General features: G+C 55.3%; 16 protein-coding genes. 4 read left to right on the top strand and 12 right to left on the bottom strand.

From position 1 onward, the window contains the following. Positions 1-261: 261 nt before the first annotated feature. Positions 262-1,092, top strand: a complete 831-nt coding sequence (locus QRN24_RS17335; protein ID WP_020883041.1) for a MurR/RpiR family transcriptional regulator — start codon at positions 262-264, stop codon at positions 1,090-1,092. Between the two features lie 57 nt (positions 1,093-1,149). Here QRN24_RS17335 and guaA read toward each other — a convergent pair whose 3' ends face one another. Together guaA and guaB are read right to left on the bottom strand one after the other, a co-directional pair. Further along, positions 1,150-2,727, bottom strand: a complete 1,578-nt coding sequence (gene guaA / locus QRN24_RS17330) for a glutamine-hydrolyzing GMP synthase (protein ID WP_014171154.1) — start codon at positions 2,725-2,727, stop codon at positions 1,150-1,152. Positions 2,728-2,794: 67 nt separating this feature from the next. Further along, the gene (guaB, locus tag QRN24_RS17325) at positions 2,795-4,261 is read right to left on the bottom strand and encodes an IMP dehydrogenase (RefSeq protein ID WP_020883040.1); all 1,467 of its coding nucleotides are present in this window, start codon (positions 4,259-4,261) and stop codon (positions 2,795-2,797) included. Positions 4,262-4,423: 162 nt separating this feature from the next. Between guaB and xseA the strand changes: the two genes are divergently transcribed. From xseA to QRN24_RS17310, 3 genes are all read left to right on the top strand, one after another. After that, the gene (gene xseA / locus QRN24_RS17320) at positions 4,424-5,797 is read left to right on the top strand and encodes an exodeoxyribonuclease VII large subunit (RefSeq protein WP_284942909.1); all 1,374 of its coding nucleotides are present in this window, start codon (positions 4,424-4,426) and stop codon (positions 5,795-5,797) included. 72 nt (positions 5,798-5,869) lie between these two features. Continuing rightward, a complete protein-coding gene (locus QRN24_RS17315; protein ID WP_014171157.1) occupies positions 5,870-6,889 on the top strand; it encodes a M4 family metallopeptidase in 1,020 nt (339 codons plus the stop codon). Next, positions 6,890-7,240 (top strand): protealysin inhibitor emfourin, encoded by a 351-nt coding sequence (locus tag QRN24_RS17310; RefSeq protein WP_020883037.1) that lies wholly within the window; start codon positions 6,890-6,892, stop codon positions 7,238-7,240. It abuts the gene before it with no gap. Here the strand turns inward: QRN24_RS17310 and QRN24_RS17305 are convergent. The 10 genes from QRN24_RS17305 to rlmN form a co-directional block, all read right to left on the bottom strand. Continuing rightward, positions 7,237-7,458, bottom strand: coding sequence for a zinc ribbon domain-containing protein (locus QRN24_RS17305; RefSeq protein WP_284942908.1), 222 nt, complete (start codon positions 7,456-7,458; stop codon positions 7,237-7,239). The two genes, QRN24_RS17310 and QRN24_RS17305, sit on opposite strands and share 4 nt — an antisense overlap. Positions 7,459-7,510: 52 nt before the next feature. Then, positions 7,511-8,545 (bottom strand): Gfo/Idh/MocA family oxidoreductase, encoded by a 1,035-nt coding sequence (locus tag QRN24_RS17300; protein ID WP_079231780.1) that lies wholly within the window; start codon positions 8,543-8,545, stop codon positions 7,511-7,513. A 65-nt stretch (positions 8,546-8,610) separates the two neighbouring features. Then, positions 8,611-10,152: a peptide MFS transporter gene (locus QRN24_RS17295; RefSeq protein WP_025203468.1), complete on the bottom strand. Its 1,542-nt coding sequence runs from the start codon at positions 10,150-10,152 to the stop codon at positions 8,611-8,613. A 300-nt stretch (positions 10,153-10,452) separates the two neighbouring features. Beyond that, positions 10,453-11,925, bottom strand: a complete 1,473-nt coding sequence (gene der / locus QRN24_RS17290) for a ribosome biogenesis GTPase Der (RefSeq protein WP_020883033.1) — start codon at positions 11,923-11,925, stop codon at positions 10,453-10,455. Between the two features lie 112 nt (positions 11,926-12,037). Further along, positions 12,038-13,216 (bottom strand): outer membrane protein assembly factor BamB, encoded by a 1,179-nt coding sequence (bamB, locus tag QRN24_RS17285; RefSeq protein WP_014171163.1) that lies wholly within the window; start codon positions 13,214-13,216, stop codon positions 12,038-12,040. A gap of 10 nt (positions 13,217-13,226) precedes the next feature. Then, positions 13,227-13,847, bottom strand: coding sequence for a YfgM family protein (locus QRN24_RS17280; RefSeq protein ID WP_020883032.1), 621 nt, complete (start codon positions 13,845-13,847; stop codon positions 13,227-13,229). 13 nt (positions 13,848-13,860) lie between these two features. Next, on the bottom strand, positions 13,861-15,135 hold the full coding sequence (hisS, locus tag QRN24_RS17275) for a histidine--tRNA ligase (RefSeq protein ID WP_020883031.1): 1,275 nt from the start codon (positions 15,133-15,135) through the stop codon (positions 13,861-13,863). An 81-nt stretch (positions 15,136-15,216) separates the two neighbouring features. After that, positions 15,217-16,335, bottom strand: coding sequence for a flavodoxin-dependent (E)-4-hydroxy-3-methylbut-2-enyl-diphosphate synthase (gene ispG, locus QRN24_RS17270; RefSeq protein WP_014171166.1), 1,119 nt, complete (start codon positions 16,333-16,335; stop codon positions 15,217-15,219). Between the two features lie 26 nt (positions 16,336-16,361). Beyond that, entirely contained in the window at positions 16,362-17,378 is a 1,017-nt protein-coding gene (rodZ, locus tag QRN24_RS17265; RefSeq protein ID WP_014171167.1) for a cytoskeleton protein RodZ, read from the bottom strand. A gap of 293 nt (positions 17,379-17,671) precedes the next feature. Next, positions 17,672-18,838, bottom strand: coding sequence for a dual-specificity RNA methyltransferase RlmN (rlmN, locus tag QRN24_RS17260; protein ID WP_014171168.1), 1,167 nt, complete (start codon positions 18,836-18,838; stop codon positions 17,672-17,674).

Genomic DNA, 18,838 nt, shown 5'->3' with positions numbered 1-18,838 from the left:
TGATACGTGACTGTTACCTGAACACTATATATGAAACAAATATTCCATTTTAAGTTGAAATAAAATAAATGATGATTATTGTGATCAAGGATGGATTTTTATGTTAACAGCCACCATCACCGGTGCAGCCTGCGCTATTAAGGCATTTCAGGCGTTGAAAAGCGTGAAGCTTCTGTTTCATTTTTGAGGCCAGATGGACGGCCGGCATTTAAAAGACGCGGTTTTGCGTTTAGAATCATAAAACTATGCATAGGGGGTAAAATGACCACAGCAACCAGCCTGAATGAGCTGCAGCAGCAAATCCGCGATCGCTACGATAGCCTGAGCAAGAGGCTGCAGCAGGTCTCCCGCTATGTGCTGGATAATACCAACAGCGTGGCCTTTGATACGGTCGCCGTCATTGCCGAGCGTGCCGATGTGCCGCCGTCAACGCTGATCCGTTTTGCCAATGCTTTTGACTTCACCGGCTTCAACGAGATGAAACAGCTGTTTCGTATGAACCTGGTGGAAGAGACCGCCAGCTACAGTGACCGCGCCCGGCTGTTTCGCGAAATGGAAAGTCAGGCCGTCCCGGAAACCCCGCTCGATATCCTTCAGGAGTTCGCCCGTTCAAATGCGCAGGCCCTCCAGCAGCTGGCCGCCCGCGCCGAGCCGGAGATGCTGGAGCGCGCCGTGCAGTTGCTGGCCGACGCCGACACAATCTATATCGCCGGGTTACGCCGCTCGTTTAGCGTCGCCGCCTATCTGACCTACGCCCTGAGCCACCTGGAGTGCCGCCCTATTCTGCTCGACGGAATGGGGGGGATGCTGCGTGAGCAGATCAACCGCATCAAGGCGCAGGACATTGTGGTATCGATCAGCTTCTCGCCGTATGCGGAAGAGACGGTGATGGTCAGCGAAACCGCCGCCAGCGTCGGCGCGCGGCAGATTGTGATCACCGACAGCCAGATAAGCCCGCTGGCCACCTTCAGCGATCTCTGTTTTGTGGTGAAAGAGGCGCAGGTTGACGCGTTTCGCTCGCAGTCGGCGACGCTGTGCCTCGTGCAGTCGCTGGTGGTAGCGCTGGCATATCGGCTGGGCAGTGGGAAGTAACGGAGAATAAAAAACCCCCTGCGCAAGCAGAGGGTTTGGGGTGATATCAGGGGAAAATCATTCCCACTCAATCGTAGCCGGTGGCTTACCGCTGATGTCATACACCACGCGGGAGATACCGTTCACTTCGTTGATAATGCGGTTAGAGACGCGGCCCAGGAAGTCGTACGGCAGGTGCGCCCAGTGCGCGGTCATGAAGTCGATGGTTTCTACCGCACGCAGGGAAACAACCCAGTCGTACTTACGGCCATCGCCCATCACGCCGACAGAGCGCACCGGCAGGAACACGGTGAACGCCTGGCTCACTTTGTTGTACAGGTCAGCTTTGTGCAGCTCTTCAATGAAGATAGCGTCCGCACGACGCAGCAGGTCGCAGTACTCTTTCTTCACTTCGCCCAGCACACGCACGCCCAGACCAGGACCCGGGAACGGGTGACGGTAGAGCATGTCGTATGGCAGACCCAGTTCCAGGCCGATCTTACGTACTTCATCTTTGAACAGCTCACGCAGCGGTTCAACCAGGCCCATCTTCATCTCTTTCGGCAGGCCGCCCACGTTGTGGTGAGATTTGATGACGTGTGCTTTACCGGTTGCGGAAGCCGCAGATTCAATCACGTCAGGGTAGATGGTGCCCTGCGCCAGCCATTTAACGTCTTCCAGCTTCAGCGCTTCTTCATCGAACACTTCAACGAAGACGCGACCGATGATTTTACGTTTCGCTTCCGGATCGTTCTCGCCGGCCAGCGCGTCGAGGAAGCGCTTCTCGCCTTCCACGTGAATGATGTTCAGACCGAAGTGGTCGCCGAACATATCCATAACCTGCTGCGCTTCGTTCAGACGCAGCAGACCGTTGTCCACGAATACACAGGTCAGGTTTTTGCCGATTGCGCGGTGCAGCAGCATCGCGGTGACAGAGGAGTCAACACCGCCGGACAGGCCGAGGATCACTTTGTCATTGCCAACCTGCTGGCGGATACGCTCAACGGCGTCGTCGATGATTTTTGCTGGCGTCCACAGTGCTTCACACTGGCAGATATCACGCACGAAGCGTTCCAGCATGCGCATACCCTGACGGGTGTGGGTCACTTCCGGGTGGAACTGCACACCGTAGAAGCGTTTTTCTTCGTTCGCCATAATCGCAAACGGGCAGTTATCGGTGCTGGCAACGGTCACAAAGTCAGACGGGATTGCGGTGACTTTGTCGCCGTGGCTCATCCACACGTCCAGCAGCGGTTTGCCGTCTGCGGTCAGGGAGTCTTCGATACCGCGAACCAGCGCGCTGTCGGTGACGACTTCAACCTGCGCGTAGCCAAACTCACGCTCGTTAGACCCTTCTACGTGGCCGCCCAGCTGCATGGCCATGGTCTGCATACCGTAGCAAACGCCGAATACCGGCACGCCCGCTTCAAACACGTACTGCGGTGCGCGTGGGCTGTTCTCTTCGGTGGTGCTTTCCGGGCCGCCGGACAGGATGATGCCGCTTGGATTGAATTCGCGAATCTGTGCTTCCGTGACATCCCATGCCCACAGTTCACAGTAAACGCCCAGTTCACGCACGCGACGTGCCACCAGTTGAGTGTACTGAGAACCAAAGTCCAGGATGAGAATGCGATGTTTATGAATGTTTTCCGTCATTGACGCTAATTCCGAGGCAAGTGAAACAAATACAGAGCGCCCGGCATGAGCCGGGCGCGGAAATTTATCAGGAGCCCAGACGGTAGTTCGGGGACTCTTTGGTGATCGTCACGTCGTGAACGTGGCTCTCCTGGATACCCGCACCGCTGATGCGTACGAATTCCGCTTTAGTACGCAGCAGGTCGATGGTACCACAGCCGGTCAGACCCATACAGGAGCGCAGGCCGCCCATCTGCTGGTGAATGATCTCTTTCAGGCGGCCTTTATAGGCAACGCGGCCTTCGATACCTTCCGGTACCAGTTTGTCAGCGGCGTTATCGCTCTGGAAGTAACGGTCGGAAGAGCCTTTGGACATCGCGCCCAGGGAGCCCATACCACGGTATGATTTGTAAGAACGGCCCTGGTAGAGTTCGATTTCGCCCGGGGATTCTTCAGTACCGGCCAGCATGGAGCCAACCATGACGGCTGCAGCACCTGCAGCGATCGCTTTCGCGATGTCGCCAGAGAAGCGGATACCGCCGTCAGCGATAACCGGAATACCGGTGCCTTCCAGCGCTTCAACCGCGTCGGATACCGCGGTGATCTGCGGAACGCCTACGCCAGTCACGATACGGGTGGTACAAATAGAGCCAGGACCGATACCGACTTTCACCGCGCTGCAGCCTGCTTCAGCCAGTGCGCGAGCGCCTGCGCCCGTTGCAACGTTACCGCCGATGATCTGCAGGTCTGGGTATTTCGCACGGGTTTCACGAATACGTTGCAGAACGCCTTCGGAGTGGCCGTGAGAGGAGTCAATCAGCAGTACGTCAACGCCCGCAGCCACCAGCGCGTCAACACGCTCTTCGTTACCTGCACCCGCGCCAACGGCAGCACCTACGCGCAGACGGCCATGCTCGTCTTTACAGGCGTTAGGTTTACGTTCTGCTTTCTGGAAATCTTTAACGGTGATCATGCCCAGCAGGTGGAAGTTCGCGTCCACAACCAGTGCTTTCTCAACGCGCTTCTCGTGCATTTTAGCCAGCACGACGTCACGGGTTTCGCCTTCACGGACGGTTACCAGACGCTCTTTCGGGGTCATGTATACGCTGACAGGCTGGTTCAGGTCAGTCACGAAACGCACGTCACGGCCGGTGATGATACCCACCAGTTCGTTATCTTCGGTGACAACCGGGTAACCGGCGAAACCGTTACGTTCGGTCAAGGCTTTCACTTCGTGCAGGGTGGTGGTTGGCAGAACGGTCTGTGGGTCAGACACGATGCCGGATTCATGTTTCTTCACGCGGCGAACTTCTTCAGCCTGACGCTCGATAGACATGTTTTTATGAATAAAGCCGATGCCACCTTCCTGTGCCAGGGCGATAGCCAGGCGCGCTTCAGTCACGGTGTCCATTGCCGCAGAGAGCATAGGAATGTTCAGGCGAATCGTTTTCGTCAACTGCGTGCTGAGATCGGCAGTATTCGGCAGAACGGTGGAATGAGCGGGAACTAGGAGGACGTCGTCAAACGTCAGTGCTTCTTTAGCGATACGTAGCATGGGCAATATCTCTGACCTGGTGGGTGGTTAAATATTGCCGTGGCATTATACAGAGCGTAACCGATTGCATCCACACTTTTTTATAAAAAAACCTTGCACTCCCCTCTCAGCAGGTTACTATCGACTGAATAACTTGCTGATTTAGAATTTGATCCCGCTCACATGTTATCCACTCAATCCCCCTCAATTTTTACTGTCAGCCGCCTTAATCAGACGGTTCGTTTGCTGCTTGAGCAGGAAATGGGGCAGGTCTGGATCAGCGGTGAAATCTCTAACTTCACGCAGCCTTCATCTGGTCACTGGTACTTCACGTTAAAAGACGACACCGCTCAGGTGCGCTGTGCAATGTTCCGCAACAGCAACCGCCGCGTGACGTTTCGCCCTCAGCATGGTCAGCAGGTTCTGGTTCGCGCCAATATCACCCTGTATGAGCCGCGCGGCGATTATCAAATCATCGTCGAAAGTATGCAGCCTGCGGGCGAAGGTGTGTTGCAGCAGAAGTACGAGCAGCTAAAAGACAAACTCTCGCAAGAGGGTCTGTTCGATCAGCAGTTCAAAAAACCGCTCCCCTCACCTGCCCACTGCGTTGGGGTGATTACGTCAAAAACCGGGGCGGCACTGCATGACATACTTCATGTCCTCAAACGCCGCGACCCGTCCCTGCCCGTTATCATCTACCCGACCGCTGTTCAGGGTGATGACGCACCGGGTCAGATTGTCCGCGCTATTGAACTTGCAAACGCACGTCAGGAGTGCGACGTGCTGATTGTCGGGCGTGGCGGCGGTTCGCTGGAAGACCTGTGGAGCTTTAACGACGAACGCGTGGCACGGGCCATTTTCGCAAGCCAGATCCCGGTCGTCAGCGCCGTCGGCCACGAAACGGACGTGACAATAGCTGATTTTGTGGCGGATTTACGCGCGCCAACGCCCTCCGCAGCCGCGGAAGTGGTGAGCCGCAATCAGCTGGAGCTGCTGCGCCAGCTGCAGAATGGTCAGCAGCGTCTGGAAATGGCGATGGACTATTTCCTGGCCAACCGGTCGCGCCGGTTTACCCAGCTTCATCATCGCCTGCAACAGCAGCATCCGCAATTGCGGCTGGCCCGTCAGCAAACCGTGCTGGAGCGTCTGCGTCAGCGAATGAACGTCGCACTGGATATTCAGCTCAAGCGCGCGGTCTCGCGCCAGCAGCGTATTACTCAGCGCCTGAACCAGCAGAACCCACAGCCGAAGATTTATCGCGCGCAAACGCGTATCCAACAGCTTGAGTATCGACTGGCAGACACTATCCGCGCACGTCTTAGCATCACACGTGAACGCTTTGGCAACGCCGTGACCCACCTCGAGGCGGTCAGCCCGCTCTCGACGCTGGCACGAGGCTATAGCGTAACGACCGCCACCGACGGTAAAGTGCTGAAGCAAACGAAGCAGGTGAAATCCGGAGATGTTCTCACCACCCGTCTGTCAGACGGCTGGGTGGAGAGCGAAGTGAAAGAGATTAAACCGGTGAAAAAAACGCGCCAGCGAAAAACCGGATAATTCTTCGTCGGTTACAAACTATACTGCTGCTATTCCCTTTTATCTGGCCTTGCCCGAACTAAGGAGAGCAGCATGTCATATCTTCACAGCGTCATTCCCCCCTATATTCTTCGTCGCATTATCGAAAGTGGTTCTGAGCCGCAGCAGCGCTGCGCCCGTCAGACGTTAACGCATGTGCAAACGCTCATGGCGCATATGCCGGGCAAACCCGCCGCGCCGCACGTCAATAAAGCCGGTCAACTGGAGCGTGATATTTACGATGCCAGACAGACGCAGGAGCTGCCGGGTACTCAGGTGCGTTATGAGGGCCAGCCGTCAAATGGCGATGTGGCGGTTGATGAAGCCTACAATTATTTGGGGGTCACCCATGATTTCTTCTGGAAAATGTATCAGCGCGATTCGCTTGATAATAAAGGCCTGATCCTGACCGGTACCGTGCACTATGGCCGGGAATATCAGAACGCCTTCTGGAATGGTCAGCAGATGGTCTTTGGTGATGGCGACGGCGAAATATTTAACCGCTTTACCATTGCCATTGACGTCGTGGCCCACGAGCTAAGCCACGGTGTCACCGAGACCGAAGCCGGGCTTATCTATTTTGAGCAGTCTGGCGCGCTGAATGAATCATTGTCAGATGTGTTTGGCTCGCTGGTCAAACAGTACCACCTCAAACAGACCGCCGATGAAGCCGACTGGCTGATTGGTGAGGGGCTGCTGGCAGACGGTATTAACGGCAAAGGGCTGCGCTCCATGTCAGCGCCCGGCACCGCCTATGACGATCCTCTGCTCGGTAAAGACCCGCAGCCTGGGCACATGAAAGACTTTATCAAAACGCGCGAAGACAACGGCGGCGTACACCTGAATTCAGGTATTCCCAACCGGGCGTTTTATCTGGCCGCGAAGGCGATTGGGGGTCATGCCTGGGAAAAAGCGGGATATGCCTGGTACGACACAGTTTGCGACCGTCACCTGGCGCAAGATGCCGATTTTGAGGCCTTCGCAAAACTGACGGTTGCCCACGGCGAGAAACGGTCCGGTGGCGACGTGGCGGCTGCGATAAAACAAGCCTGGGAACAGGTGGGAGTGCTGTAAATGCAGGTTCCGGAACTCACAGATGACGCCGTCGTTGAGCTGGCCCGGGAAGGCGGCGTCGCTTTTATCCCTAAGCTAAGCGGCCAACGCACCATTACGCTTTCGTCACTCAATGAGGCCCAGCGTCAGCGCGTGGTAAGCATCCTGGAGCAGGCATTTCCACGCGGCCAGCCGCCGGGTGAACCCACCTCGCCGGGGAGTGGCGATCAGCGTTATTTTCGCATCCAGATAATCTGGACTCAGCACAATCAGGCCCAGTACACCGATATGATTGTGCTGGTGCCTGAGCAGGAAGCCCCTGAGTCGCTGGTCGAGCTATGGCAGAAAGGCGAAGGCTGCGTGTGTGATTAAGCTTCAGCCGGGACAAACTCCACGCGCTTTTTAGAAATCAGGCCGTGGCCGTTCTGGCAGAAATAATCCACCGCACCGCAGGCTTTTAAGACCTGGAGTGGCTGATGACACTCCGGGCAGCGGGCTTCGAGCGCGATATCCTTATCGCAGTGCTCACAGTGGGCGACGCCATTTTGCACTTCAAGCTCTGCTTGGCAATCCGGGCAGGTAATCGACATGATGACTCCTTTGCTGGGCATTCTGTAATACGTTGATATTAACACGCAGCACTCAGTGCGGGCCACGCAGCTGTTGCTGTAAGGTCAGCAGCAGTTCTACTTCCGCCATTCGACGGCGTGTCGTCCGGCTCACTTCTTCCGGGTCACATTCGAAAAGACTTTTCTGCCCCAGAATGCGCTCTACCAGGCAGTGCATATAAATCGTGCCTGGAATATGCCAGCGCTGAACCCGATCGCCGTCCGTCAGCACGAGCACATCTTCTGCTCCGTGACGATCGTGGCTTATGACGCGCCCGTCATGCAGATACAGCCGTAACCCTTTTTGCCCGCCTGACGGTCCCGCATATTTGTTGAGCCAAATCTCCACCGGAATGCCACTAAGCTGCCCGCGAAGATGAGCGCTGCCCTCTGCCGTGGTGAGATCGCCCTGTTTGATCTCACGCCCAAGCCGGTCAGTAGCGGCCACCACCTGCAGCGTCATATCATCCCCGCCCCCCAGATAACGCACCGTTTCACGCAGCATCGCCAGCACATGCGTGCCGATGTCCAGGATAACGCCGTCAGGATGGCGAAGCGTGCGGGTGTCCACTTCACCCGTGGCGAAGTTAAGCGCGACAGGTTCTCCTTTTGCGTTAAACCCGCTCGGTTCCTGCAAAAAACCGTCAATTCTGGCGATATCAGCAAAAGTCCCGATCAGCCCAAGCTGAACCGTTGCGAGGCGCGCCATCCAGTGGTCAAGTGCGAGCACACGGGACGCCGCACCGGGCAACGCCAGCAGCCTGTTCAGTTTTTCGAGCTGCGCGAGCGTGGCGACGATGGGTTTTTCAACCACGATCCGCACCACAGGAGACGCCAGGGCGTGCTCCAGAACCTCAAGATGCTGCAGAGAAGCCGTGGTAATAAACAGGGTATCAAGAGGATGCGAGAGAAGTTCGGTGAGAGAGGCGCAGCGCGTCACGCCTTCAGGGTGTCTGCCAGGCTGAACATCAAAACCCAGGCAGTGCAGTGAATCGCCATACAGATTGTGTAATGCAGGTAAATAAGCGGTTTCCACCACCGCGCCAAGACCAACAAACCCTAACAGCATCTTCTACCTCGTCGAGTAAATTACCGGGGCAAACGCCTGCCCCGGTATTGACGAGCGAGGCGTTATCAGGCGTTAGCGGCCGGTTTAGTCTGCGCATTTTCCAGCATGCGACGTACCGGAACAATGAGGACGATCAGCACCGCGGCACAAATCAGCAGCGCGATGGAGCAACGTGCGAAGAGATCCGGCAGCATATCCAGCTGGTCGGCCTTCACGTGACCGCCAATCAGACCTGCCGCCAGGTTGCCCAGCGCACTTGCGCAGAACCACAGGCCCATCATCTGCCCACGCATTCTTTCCGGTGCCAGCAGCGTCATGGTCGCCAGACCAATCGGGCTCAGGCACAGTTCCCCCAGCGTCAGCATCAGGATGCTGCCCACCAGCCAGAATGGCGACACGCCCGCGCCACCGTTATTCAGTACGTTCTGCGCAGCCAGCATCATCAGACCAAAGCCTGCGGCGGCACACAAAATACCAATAACAAACTTGGTGATACTGCTCGGACGAATGTTCATGCTGGCAAGTTTCGGCCAGGCCCAGCTGAATACCGGTGCCAGCAGGATGATGAACAGGGCGTTAATCGACTGGAACCATACCGCCGGGATTTCGAAATCACCGATCATGCGGTTAGTGTAGTCGTTGGCAAAGAGGTTGAATGACGTTGGCTTCTGCTCGAAGGCGGACCAGAAGAACGCGGCGGAGACCAGCAGAATAAAACAGACCAGAAGTCTGGCACGCTCTTTACGATTCAGGCCTGCAAAAAGGAACAGGTAGATAAAGTAGAGGGCAACGGACGCCGCAATCACGTAAACCAGCACGCTGGCTACCGCAACCGGGTTAATCACAATCACACCCTGCGCGATCAGCGTAACGATAACCGCCACACCCACAGCCAGCGCCAGCAACCATGCGCCCACGCCGTTTCTTTTCACCACCGGGCTGTTCCAGGTCGAGTCCAGCCCCACTTCGCTGTCATAGCGTTTCATTGCCGGAACGGCAAACACGCGGAAGATGATCAGGGCAACCAGCATCCCGATGCCACCAATGCCGAAGCCCCAGTGCCAGCCGTGAGATTTAATCAGCCAGCCGGAAATCAGCGGCGCGATAAACGAGCCCATGTTGATGCCCATGTAGAACAGCGAGAAACCACCGTCACGACGCGCATCGCCTTTTTTGTACAGCGTCCCCACCATGACCGAGATACAGGTCTTAAACAGACCAGAACCGAGCACGATGAACATCAGGCCGATAAAGAACAGGTTATCGCCCATGATGGCCGAAAGCGCAATCGACAGGTGGCCGAGCGCAATCAGGATGGATCCGTACCAGACGGCTTTCTGCTGGCCGAGCCAGTTATCCGCCAGCCAGCCCCCCGGCAGTGCGGCCAGGTACATGGTGCCGGCAAAGATGCCCACAATTGCCGACGCGTTTTCACGTGCCAGCCCCATCCCGCCGTCATACACGGTGGCGGCCATAAACAGGATCAGTAATGGGCGAATGCCGTAAAACGAGAAACGTTCCCACATTTCGGTAAAGAACAGCGAACCGAGCGGATAAGGGTGGCCGAAGAACGTTCGGCTTTCTTTTTGATTAACAGAGGATTGCATAATTCTCCCAGGAAGGTATGTGTCGTGCTTGTAAACACCAGCATGTACGCCGGCCAGTTACGTATCTGACCGATTTTTTACATGCGGCGAAAAGTTAGTTAACCATTTGATAACCAGTCGCTAGTTTTGTCTAGTACCGGCCCCTGGACTTTAAGATGAAAATTCGATGATTGTCTACTTTCTTAGATTTAAACTTGGTTAAAAGTGAATAGTGATTGACATCACACAGAGTGGACTGGCGGTATGAGCGGGCGAAAAAAAGCCCGCGATCAACGCGGGCTTCAGAAAGAACGGCAAAGCTTATTTGCTTTTCTTAATGTGCTTAATCAAACGCTTACGCTTACGCATCTGGTTTGGCGTCAGGGTATTGCGCTTGTTGGCGAACGGGTTCTCCCCTTCCTTGAACTGGATGCGGATTGGCGTGCCCATTACGTCCAGTGATTTACGGAAGTAGTTCATCAGATAGCGCTTGTAAGAATCCGGCAGGTCTTTAACCTGGTTGCCGTGAATCACCACGATTGGTGGGTTATAACCACCGGCGTGAGCATATTTCAGCTTCACGCGACGACCACGCACCAGCGGCGGCTGATGGTCTTCTGCTGCCATGTTCATGATACGGGTCAGCATGGCGGTGCTCTGACGACGGGTGGAGCTGTCGTACGCTTCACGCACGGACTCAAACAGATTACCTACACCGCTGCCGTGTAACGCAGAGATAAAATGCACGCGAGCAAAGTCGATAAAGCCCAGACGGAAGTCGAGCGTCTCTTTCACCTGCTCTCTCACCTCATTACTCAGGCCATCCCATTTGTTGACCACGATAACGAGTGAGCGCCCACTATTCAGAATGAAGCCGAGCAGAGAAAGGTCCTGATCGGAGATACCTTCACGCGCATCGATGACCAGCATGACCACGTTGGCATCTTCAATCGCCTGCAGGGTTTTGATAACGGAGAATTTTTCCACCACATCGGTGATTTTCCCGCGCTTACGTACGCCTGCGGTATCAATGAGCACATACTCACGCTCATCGCGCTGCATCGGGATATAAATACTGTCGCGGGTGGTGCCCGGCATGTCGTAAACGACCACACGCTCTTCGCCGAGGATACGGTTAGTAAGTGTAGACTTACCTACGTTTGGACGGCCCACGATAGCCAGTTTGATCGGCAGGTCCTGCGGGTTGAAGTCGTCTTCAGGCTCTTCCTCGCCCGCTTCGCCGTCTTCGAACTGCGCCCAATATTCGGCGTCTTCATCGATCTCTTCCGGCGGGTTAACTTCATCAACCCACGGCAGCAGAACGGTTTCCAGCAGGCTGGTCACGCCACGGCCATGAGATGCCGCGATCGGGTAGATTTCGCCCAGACCTAAGGACCAGAAATCCGCAACCGCCTGGTCTGCATCAATACCGTCAGTTTTGTTCGCCACCAGGAAAGTGGGTTTTTCACGCGAGCGCAGATGTTTCGCAATAGCGGAGTCCGCCGGCATCAGGCCTGCGCGAGCGTCCACCATAAACAGAACCACGTCAGCTTCTTCAATCGCCAGCAGCGACTGTTCCGCCATACGGGTTTCAACACCATCTTCTGTCCCGTCAATACCACCGGTATCAATACAGATGAACTCGCGTCCTTCTACTTCTGCACGACCGTACTTACGGTCACGCGTCAGCCCCGGGAAATCCGCAACCAGCGCATCACGGGTGCGTGTTAAACGGTTAAAAAGAGTGGATTTTCCAACGTTAGGGCGCCCGACAAGCGCGACCACAGGTACCATGTTTGAAGCCTCATAAAATTCAAATAAACGTCGCATTTGCGGCGTTTTTAAAAATGTCAAAACGGCTCCTGAGTGAACAGGAGCCGTTTAGTATACTACAACCGCTGGGTAATTAACGCGTGATCGCGTACAGCGTGCCGTCTTTTGCCTGAATCAGCAGTTTGCCGTCAGCCACGACCGGTTCCGTCAGGAAACCTGAGCTGTCGACTTTTTGCTGAGCAACAAAACGACCGTTGTCCGGGTCAATCCAGTGCATATACCCTTCGCTATCACCCACCACCAGGCTACCGTTATACAGTGCTGGTGCGGTCAGCAGACGGTGCAGCAGATCGCTTTGCGTCCACAGCGTAACACCACCTTCGGTGCTGAGCGCCAGCAGACGGTCGTTCTGATCGACCATATAGATACGGTTGCCATCAACCACGAAATCATTTACCGAGCCCAGTTCACGTTTCCACATGACCTGGCCGCTGCGCAGATCCAGCGCGGTCAGGTTACCGTTATAGGCCAGTGCGTAAACCACACCGTCTACGATAACCGGGGTCGTGTCGACATCGCTCAGACGATCGATTTCCGTTGAGCCTGTCGCCTGGGAAATACGCTGCTGCCAGATCATCTGGCCTTGCTGCATCAATACCGCGCTTACACGACCGTTGTCACCGCCAACAATGGCAGCACCAAAGGCGGTAGCCGGCGCAGATTCACCGCGCAGGGACAAGGAAGGCATATCCAGGTTCACGGTCCATTTCACCAGACCATCGGCTTCGTTCAGCGCCTGCAGCTGGCCGTTGCTGGTGTGGATCAGTACCATGCCGTCGCTCACGACCGGACGAGACAGAGACTCACCGGCCACGGAGGTTTGCCATGCAACAGAACCATCGCTGGTGTTGAGAGCATAGACCTGGGCTTTTTCGCTACCCACGTACACATGCCCACCGGCAACGGTCAGACCGCCAGAAAGCAGTGCCGGTTTACGAGAGAACCAGCCGTCTTTTTCCGCCAGGTTAACCGACCACACTTCTTTCCCGTCATCGGCATTAACCGCCTTCACGGTACCTTTGCGGTCAGCCGCATAGATAACGCTGTCGGCAAAAGCCGGGTGCAGGTTGGAATAAAAATCACCAATACCATCGCCCACGGAGGTGCTCCACGCGGTGGACGGGGTAAACTGGTTTTCAACAGTCGGCAGTGGGGACATTTTCACAACGTCTTCTTCGCCACTGAACAGTGAACAGCCACTCAATAACGTAACAGAAAGCAGTCCTGGCAGAAGTAATTTACGCAATTGCATCGGGTCCCTCTCAGACGGACAAATTATTTATTTTCATCTGCATCATTTCGCTCAGCGCAGGTGAAGCTTTGCTCTCTACGCCAGCTTGCCACGCTTTACGCGCGCCCGCTTTGTCACCTTTGCTCAGCAGTGCTTCACCGCGCAGATCGGCAACAATGGCAGCAAAACCTTCACCTTTGATGGTATCGAGCGTTTTCAGCGCATCGTCAGCTTTTTTCTGCTGAACCTGAATACGAGCCAGGCGCAGATTGATTACCGCTTTCAGATTTTCATCACTGGCGGCGGTTAGCCCTTGTGACAGCAGGCTAGCGGCTTTATCCAGCTCGTTCTTATCAACGTACTGCTGCGCCACTTCCAGTGCGGCCAGCGCACCGTAGGTGTTTTTGTTGTCAGCGGCAAATTTCTCTGCCGCCGTCAGCGTTTGCGGCTGATCGGCACGGATTGCGCTAACGGTATTTTCATACGACAGCGACGCGTCACGCGCGGAGTCCGCCTGATGACTGTTCCAGTAACGCCAGCCTACCAGCGCACCGACACCTAAAATAACCCCAACAACCAGCGCCTTGCCGTTTTCGACAAAGAAGCGTTTAATCGCGTCGACCTGATCGTGTTCGTTCTCGTAAATTTCCACGCAGTCCTTCTCCTTAGCCCAATAGAGTGCGCAAGTGCGCCGCAACGCCGTCCTGCGTTACCGTTGTCTGCTCACCAGAGCGCAGGTCTTTCACAACCACTTCGCCGTTAGCCACTTCGGACTCGCCCAGCACCAGTGCAATACTTGCGCCCCATTTATCGGCACGAGCAAACTGTTTTTTGAAGTTGCCGCCGCCATGGTTGGTCATCAGCTTCACGTCCGGCAGTGCATCACGCACGCGTTCCGCAAGCTGCATTGCCGCAGGCTGCGTTTCCGCGCCTGAGGCTACCAGGTATATATCGACAACGGAATCTGCTTTAAATTCCGGATTAACTGCCTGAACAAGCAAAACAAGTCGTTCAAGACCCATGGCGAAGCCAACGCCAGGGGCTGGACGACCACCAAGCTGCTCAACAAGACCGTCATAACGACCGCCGGCACACACGGTGCCCTGGGAACCGAGGCTGGATGTCACCCACTCGAACACGGTGCGGTTGTAGTAGTCCAGACCGCGCACCAGACGCTGGTTCACGGTATAAGCAATGCCCGCGGCTTCCAGCAGTTTGCACAGACCCGCAAAGTGCTCACGTGACGCTTCGTCCAGGTAGTCGCCCAATGCAGGTGCATCGTTCAACAGCGCCTGTACGTCAGGGTTTTTGGAATCCAGCACGCGCAGTGGGTTGCTGTACATACGACGTTTGCAGTCTTCGTCCAGCTTCTCTTTGTGCTGCTCCAGGAACGCAACCAGTGCGTCACGGTAGTTCGCACGTGCTTCCAGAGAACCGATGGAGTTCAGTTCCAGTGAGACATGCTCAGCAATGCCGAGCGCACGCCACCAGCGGGCAGTCAACATAATCAGTTCGGCGTCAATGTCCGGGCCCTGCAGGCCAAAGACTTCCACACCCAGCTGGTTGAACTGGCGATAACGACCTTTCTGTGGACGTTCGTGGCGGAACATCGGGCCGATATACCACAGGCGCTGCTCCTGATTGTACAGGAGACCATGTTCGATGCCGGCGCGTACGCAGCCCGCCGTACCTTCCGGACGCAGTGTCAGGCTGTCGCCGTTGCGGTCCTCAAAGGTGTACATCTCTTTTTCAACCACGTCGGTCACTTCGCCGATCGCGCGTTTGAATAACGGGGTCTGCTCTACAATCGGCAAACGGATTTCGCTGTAACCGTAGCTGCCGAGCACCTGTTTGAGTGTGCCTTCAATGCGCTGCCAGATGGCGGTTTCGCCAGGCAGATAATCGTTCATGCCGCGGATGGCTTGAATGTTTTTTGCCACGTTTATTCTCTTTCTATATACAAAAAAGAACCCAAAGAATGGGTTCAATCATACATGGGAAGCGCCACGCTTCCCATCACGTTATTTTTCAACCTGCTGAATGCTGATGCGCTGCGCTTCATCCATCATTGTTGCTTTGGCACGGATGCGGGCTTCAAGCTGGTCGATCATGTCACTATTATCCAGACGATCTTTACGCACGCCATCTTCATAGAGACCACTTTTCTTGTTACCGCCGGTGACGCCGAGCGTTGACACCAGGGCTTCACCCGGACCGTTCACCACGCACCCGATGATGGAGACGTCCATCGGGGTGATGATATCTTCCAGACGTTGCTCAAGCGCATTCACCGTGCCAATCACGTCAAATTCCTGACGTGAACAGGTTGGGCAGGCAATGAAGTTGATCCCACGTGCGCGGATACGCAGTGATTTGAGGATATCGAAACCGACTTTGATCTCTTCTACCGGATCGGCCGCCAGCGAAACGCGCAGGGTGTCACCGATCCCTTCCGAGAGCAGCAGCCCCAGACCGATCGCCGATTTAACGGAACCGCTACGAAGGCCACCGGCTTCCGTAATCCCGAGGTGCAAAGGCTGATCGATCTGTTTTGCCAGCAGGCGATAAGACTCTACTGCCAGGAACACATCTGAGGCTTTTACGCTGACTTTGAACTGATCGAAGTTCAGACGATCAAGATGATCAACGTGACGCATCGCGGATTCAAGCAGCGCCTGCGGCGTTGGCTCACCGTATTTTTCCTGCAGATCTTTTTCCAGGGAACCGGCGTTAACGCCGATACGGATAGGAATATTTTTATCGCGGGCGCAATCCACCACCATGCGGATACGCTCTTCGTTACCGATGTTGCCCGGGTTAATACGCAGGCAGTCGACGCCATATTCAGCAACTTTCAGCGCAATGCGGTAATCGAAGTGGATATCAGCAACCAGCGGAACGCTGACCTGCTGTTTGATCAGTTTGAACGCCTCTGCGGCATCCATTGTCGGCACGGAGACGCGAACAATGTCCGCGCCTACACGCTCTAACGCTTTGATCTGATTGACCGTCGCTTCCACGTCAGTGGTGCGCGTGTTGGTCATCGACTGGACGGCGATAGGAGCCCCATCGCCGATTGGCACATTACCAACGTAAATCCGTTTCGATTTTCTACGTTGAATCGGAGCCTGGTTATGCATGAAAAATCTCCCGCGTTGCCCGTCTGTTACTGTGCTGCTGATTGTTCGGCATTAACGGTAAGACGCGCAACCTGGTTAGTTCTGATAAAGCGGCTCAGGTCGACAGGTTTTCCTTGATACTGGATCTGTACTGCTGCCGGAGCGCCGATTTTAAGTTTATACGGTGCCTGGCCGGTTAGGTTTAACGTGCCATCTTTACGCTGCAGACCGCTGAACAGTTTTTTACCTGTTGCATCGGTCACTTCCAGCCAGCAGTCAGCAGAGAAGTTCATCACCAGCGCATTTGGGTCCGCCGCCGGCGCAGCCGTTCCGGCCGGGTTGGTTGGCAGTGACGCAGCACCGTTGTCCGCAGGCTGAGTGGCCGCTGGCGCGTTGGTCGCGGTATCCACGTTTGCCTGAGAAGGGGCAACCACCGCGTTTGGATCCTGAGCCTGAGGCGCAGGGGTATTAGCCGTTGCGGCGGGTGCCTGCCCGGCATCGGTTGCAGGCGCATCGGTCGCGGCAGTCTGCGGCTCGCTGGAGGTGGCAGCACCTTCGGTATTCAGCGGCACGCTCTGAGCGTTGTCATTGCCGGACTGATTGAGCTCGGCGGAGGATTGATCGGCCATGGTGGTGATCTCTTCCTGCTGCGCCTTGTGGTTTTGCCACCACCATGCGCCCGTCAGGCCGATTACCACAAACAGCACCAGCCAGGTAAAGCTCATCAGCCAGCCATCACGTTTTTTACGACGTTTTCCCAGGGAGAAGGTCTGCATCGGCGCAACTTTTGCTGCGCGGACCGGTGCCTGCTTCTCCATCATTGGCAGTAATTCTTCTTCAGGGATATGCACCAGTTTTGCATAAGAGCGGATGTAACCACGCAGAAATGTTGAAGCCAGATCGGCCGGAGCCTTATCTTCTTCAATATCGCGAACCGTGGAAACCTTCAGACATAAGCGTTCTGCAACGGCTTGCTGGCTGAGTCCGAGTTGTTCACGGGCGTTGCGAAGACGAACGCCAGTGGAGAGTGCTTCATGTTGGTCGTGAGTGGCTTCAGTATTCATTCGCTACAACTACTGGTACGTGAAAAAAAAGGGTTCAGGTGCCGGTAAGTCACAATGCCACCCGCACCGCGAAAGTTCTGATCAGTTAACCTTGAACAGACAGTATAAGACTGTCAGCCCGGAGATGACAGCACAGCCCTGCCCGTCAGGATAAACTGTTGTTACGTCGTTACATACTGCCCGAAAGTCGGATGAAACGCACCGTAATTATTGATCAGTCATCACGAATCTGACTGATTATTCAGTAAGATTATGCTTCACGGCGCAAATAATGCGCCGTGAGTGCATAAGAATCAAACAGCTTTGACCGCAATCGTCTCGCCCTGCATACGTTTACGCAGGGTACGTTTGGTACGGTCAATCACATCACCTGCCAGCTGTCCGCATGCAGCATCGATATCATCACCACGGGTTTTACGCACGATAGTGGTGAAACCATACTCCATCAGCACCTTGGAGAAACGGTCGATACGGCTGTTCGAGCTACGGCCATAAGGCGCGCCCGGGAACGGGTTCCATGGAATCAGGTTGATTTTGCACGGCGTATCTTTCAGCAGTTCAGCCAGCTGATGCGCATGCTCGGTACCGTCGTTTACATGATCGAGCATGACATACTCGATCGTCACGCGGCCCTGGTTCGCGTTGGATTTCTCCAGGTAGCGACGCACGGCGGCGAGGAAAGTTTCGATATTGTACTTTTTGTTGATGGGTACAATTTCGTCACGGATTTCGTCGTTCGGTGCATGCAGGGAGATCGCCAGCGCAACGTCAATCATGTCGCCCAGCTTGTCCAGTGCAGGCACTACGCCTGACGTCGACAGCGTTACGCGACGCTTGGACAGACCAAAGCCGAAGTCATCCAGCATGATTTCCATCGCCGGAACGACGTTGGTCAGGTTCAGCAGTGGCTCGCCCATGCCCATCATCACTACGTTGGTGATTGGACGGGTCCCGGTCACTTTCGCCGCACCGACGATTTTCGCCGCACGCCACACCTGGCCGATAATTTCAGACACGCGCAGGTTACGGTTGAATCCCTGTTGAGCGGTTGAGCAGAACTTGCACTCCAGCGCACAGCCCACCTGAGAGGAGACGCACAGCGTGGCGCGGTCTTCTTCCGGGATGTAGACGGTTTCAACGCGCTGATCGCCAACAGCAATCGCCCATTTGATGGTGCCATCGGCAGAGCGCTGCTCCTCCACCACTTCTGGTGCACGGATTTCAGCCACTTCTTTGAGCTTATTGCGCAGCACTTTGTTGATGTCAGTCATGTCATCAAAGTTGTCGCTGCAATAGTGGTACATCCATTTCATGACCTGATCGGCACGAAACGGCTTCTCGCCCATCTCTTTAAAGAACTCGCGCATCTGCTGACGGTTCAGATCCAGCAGGTTAATTTTTCCATTTTTATTTGGAACCGCAGGAATGGCGACTTCGGAGGTATTCACTAATTCAGACAT

It is taken from the genome of Enterobacter sp. MEB024 (assembly GCF_030209635.1).
In the GTDB taxonomy this organism is placed as follows: domain Bacteria; phylum Pseudomonadota; class Gammaproteobacteria; order Enterobacterales; family Enterobacteriaceae; genus Enterobacter; species Enterobacter ludwigii.
Note: the sequence above shows the minus strand (reverse complement) of the source record. Positions and strands in the feature narration are given on the sequence as shown.

What these genes read in the sequence shown, in the direction of transcription:
- QRN24_RS17335 (WP_020883041.1), top strand. Translation starts at nt 262, where the DNA reads ATGACCACAGCAACCAGCCTGAATGAGCTGCAGCAGCAAATCCGCGAT.
- guaA (WP_014171154.1), bottom strand. Translation starts at nt 2,727, where the DNA reads ATGACGGAAAACATTCATAAACATCGCATTCTCATCCTGGACTTTGGT.
- guaB (WP_020883040.1), bottom strand. Translation starts at nt 4,261, where the DNA reads ATGCTACGTATCGCTAAAGAAGCACTGACGTTTGACGACGTCCTCCTA.
- xseA (WP_284942909.1), top strand. Translation starts at nt 4,424, where the DNA reads ATGTTATCCACTCAATCCCCCTCAATTTTTACTGTCAGCCGCCTTAAT.
- QRN24_RS17315 (WP_014171157.1), top strand. Translation starts at nt 5,870, where the DNA reads ATGTCATATCTTCACAGCGTCATTCCCCCCTATATTCTTCGTCGCATT.
- QRN24_RS17310 (WP_020883037.1), top strand. Translation starts at nt 6,890, where the DNA reads ATGCAGGTTCCGGAACTCACAGATGACGCCGTCGTTGAGCTGGCCCGG.
- QRN24_RS17305 (WP_284942908.1), bottom strand. Translation starts at nt 7,458, where the DNA reads ATGTCGATTACCTGCCCGGATTGCCAAGCAGAGCTTGAAGTGCAAAAT.
- QRN24_RS17300 (WP_079231780.1), bottom strand. Translation starts at nt 8,545, where the DNA reads ATGCTGTTAGGGTTTGTTGGTCTTGGCGCGGTGGTGGAAACCGCTTAT.
- QRN24_RS17295 (WP_025203468.1), bottom strand. Translation starts at nt 10,152, where the DNA reads ATGCAATCCTCTGTTAATCAAAAAGAAAGCCGAACGTTCTTCGGCCAC.
- der (WP_020883033.1), bottom strand. Translation starts at nt 11,925, where the DNA reads ATGGTACCTGTGGTCGCGCTTGTCGGGCGCCCTAACGTTGGAAAATCC.
- bamB (WP_014171163.1), bottom strand. Translation starts at nt 13,216, where the DNA reads ATGCAATTGCGTAAATTACTTCTGCCAGGACTGCTTTCTGTTACGTTA.
- ispG (WP_014171166.1), bottom strand. Translation starts at nt 16,335, where the DNA reads ATGCATAACCAGGCTCCGATTCAACGTAGAAAATCGAAACGGATTTAC.
- rodZ (WP_014171167.1), bottom strand. Translation starts at nt 17,378, where the DNA reads ATGAATACTGAAGCCACTCACGACCAACATGAAGCACTCTCCACTGGC.
- rlmN (WP_014171168.1), bottom strand. Translation starts at nt 18,838, where the DNA reads ATGTCTGAATTAGTGAATACCTCCGAAGTCGCCATTCCTGCGGTTCCA.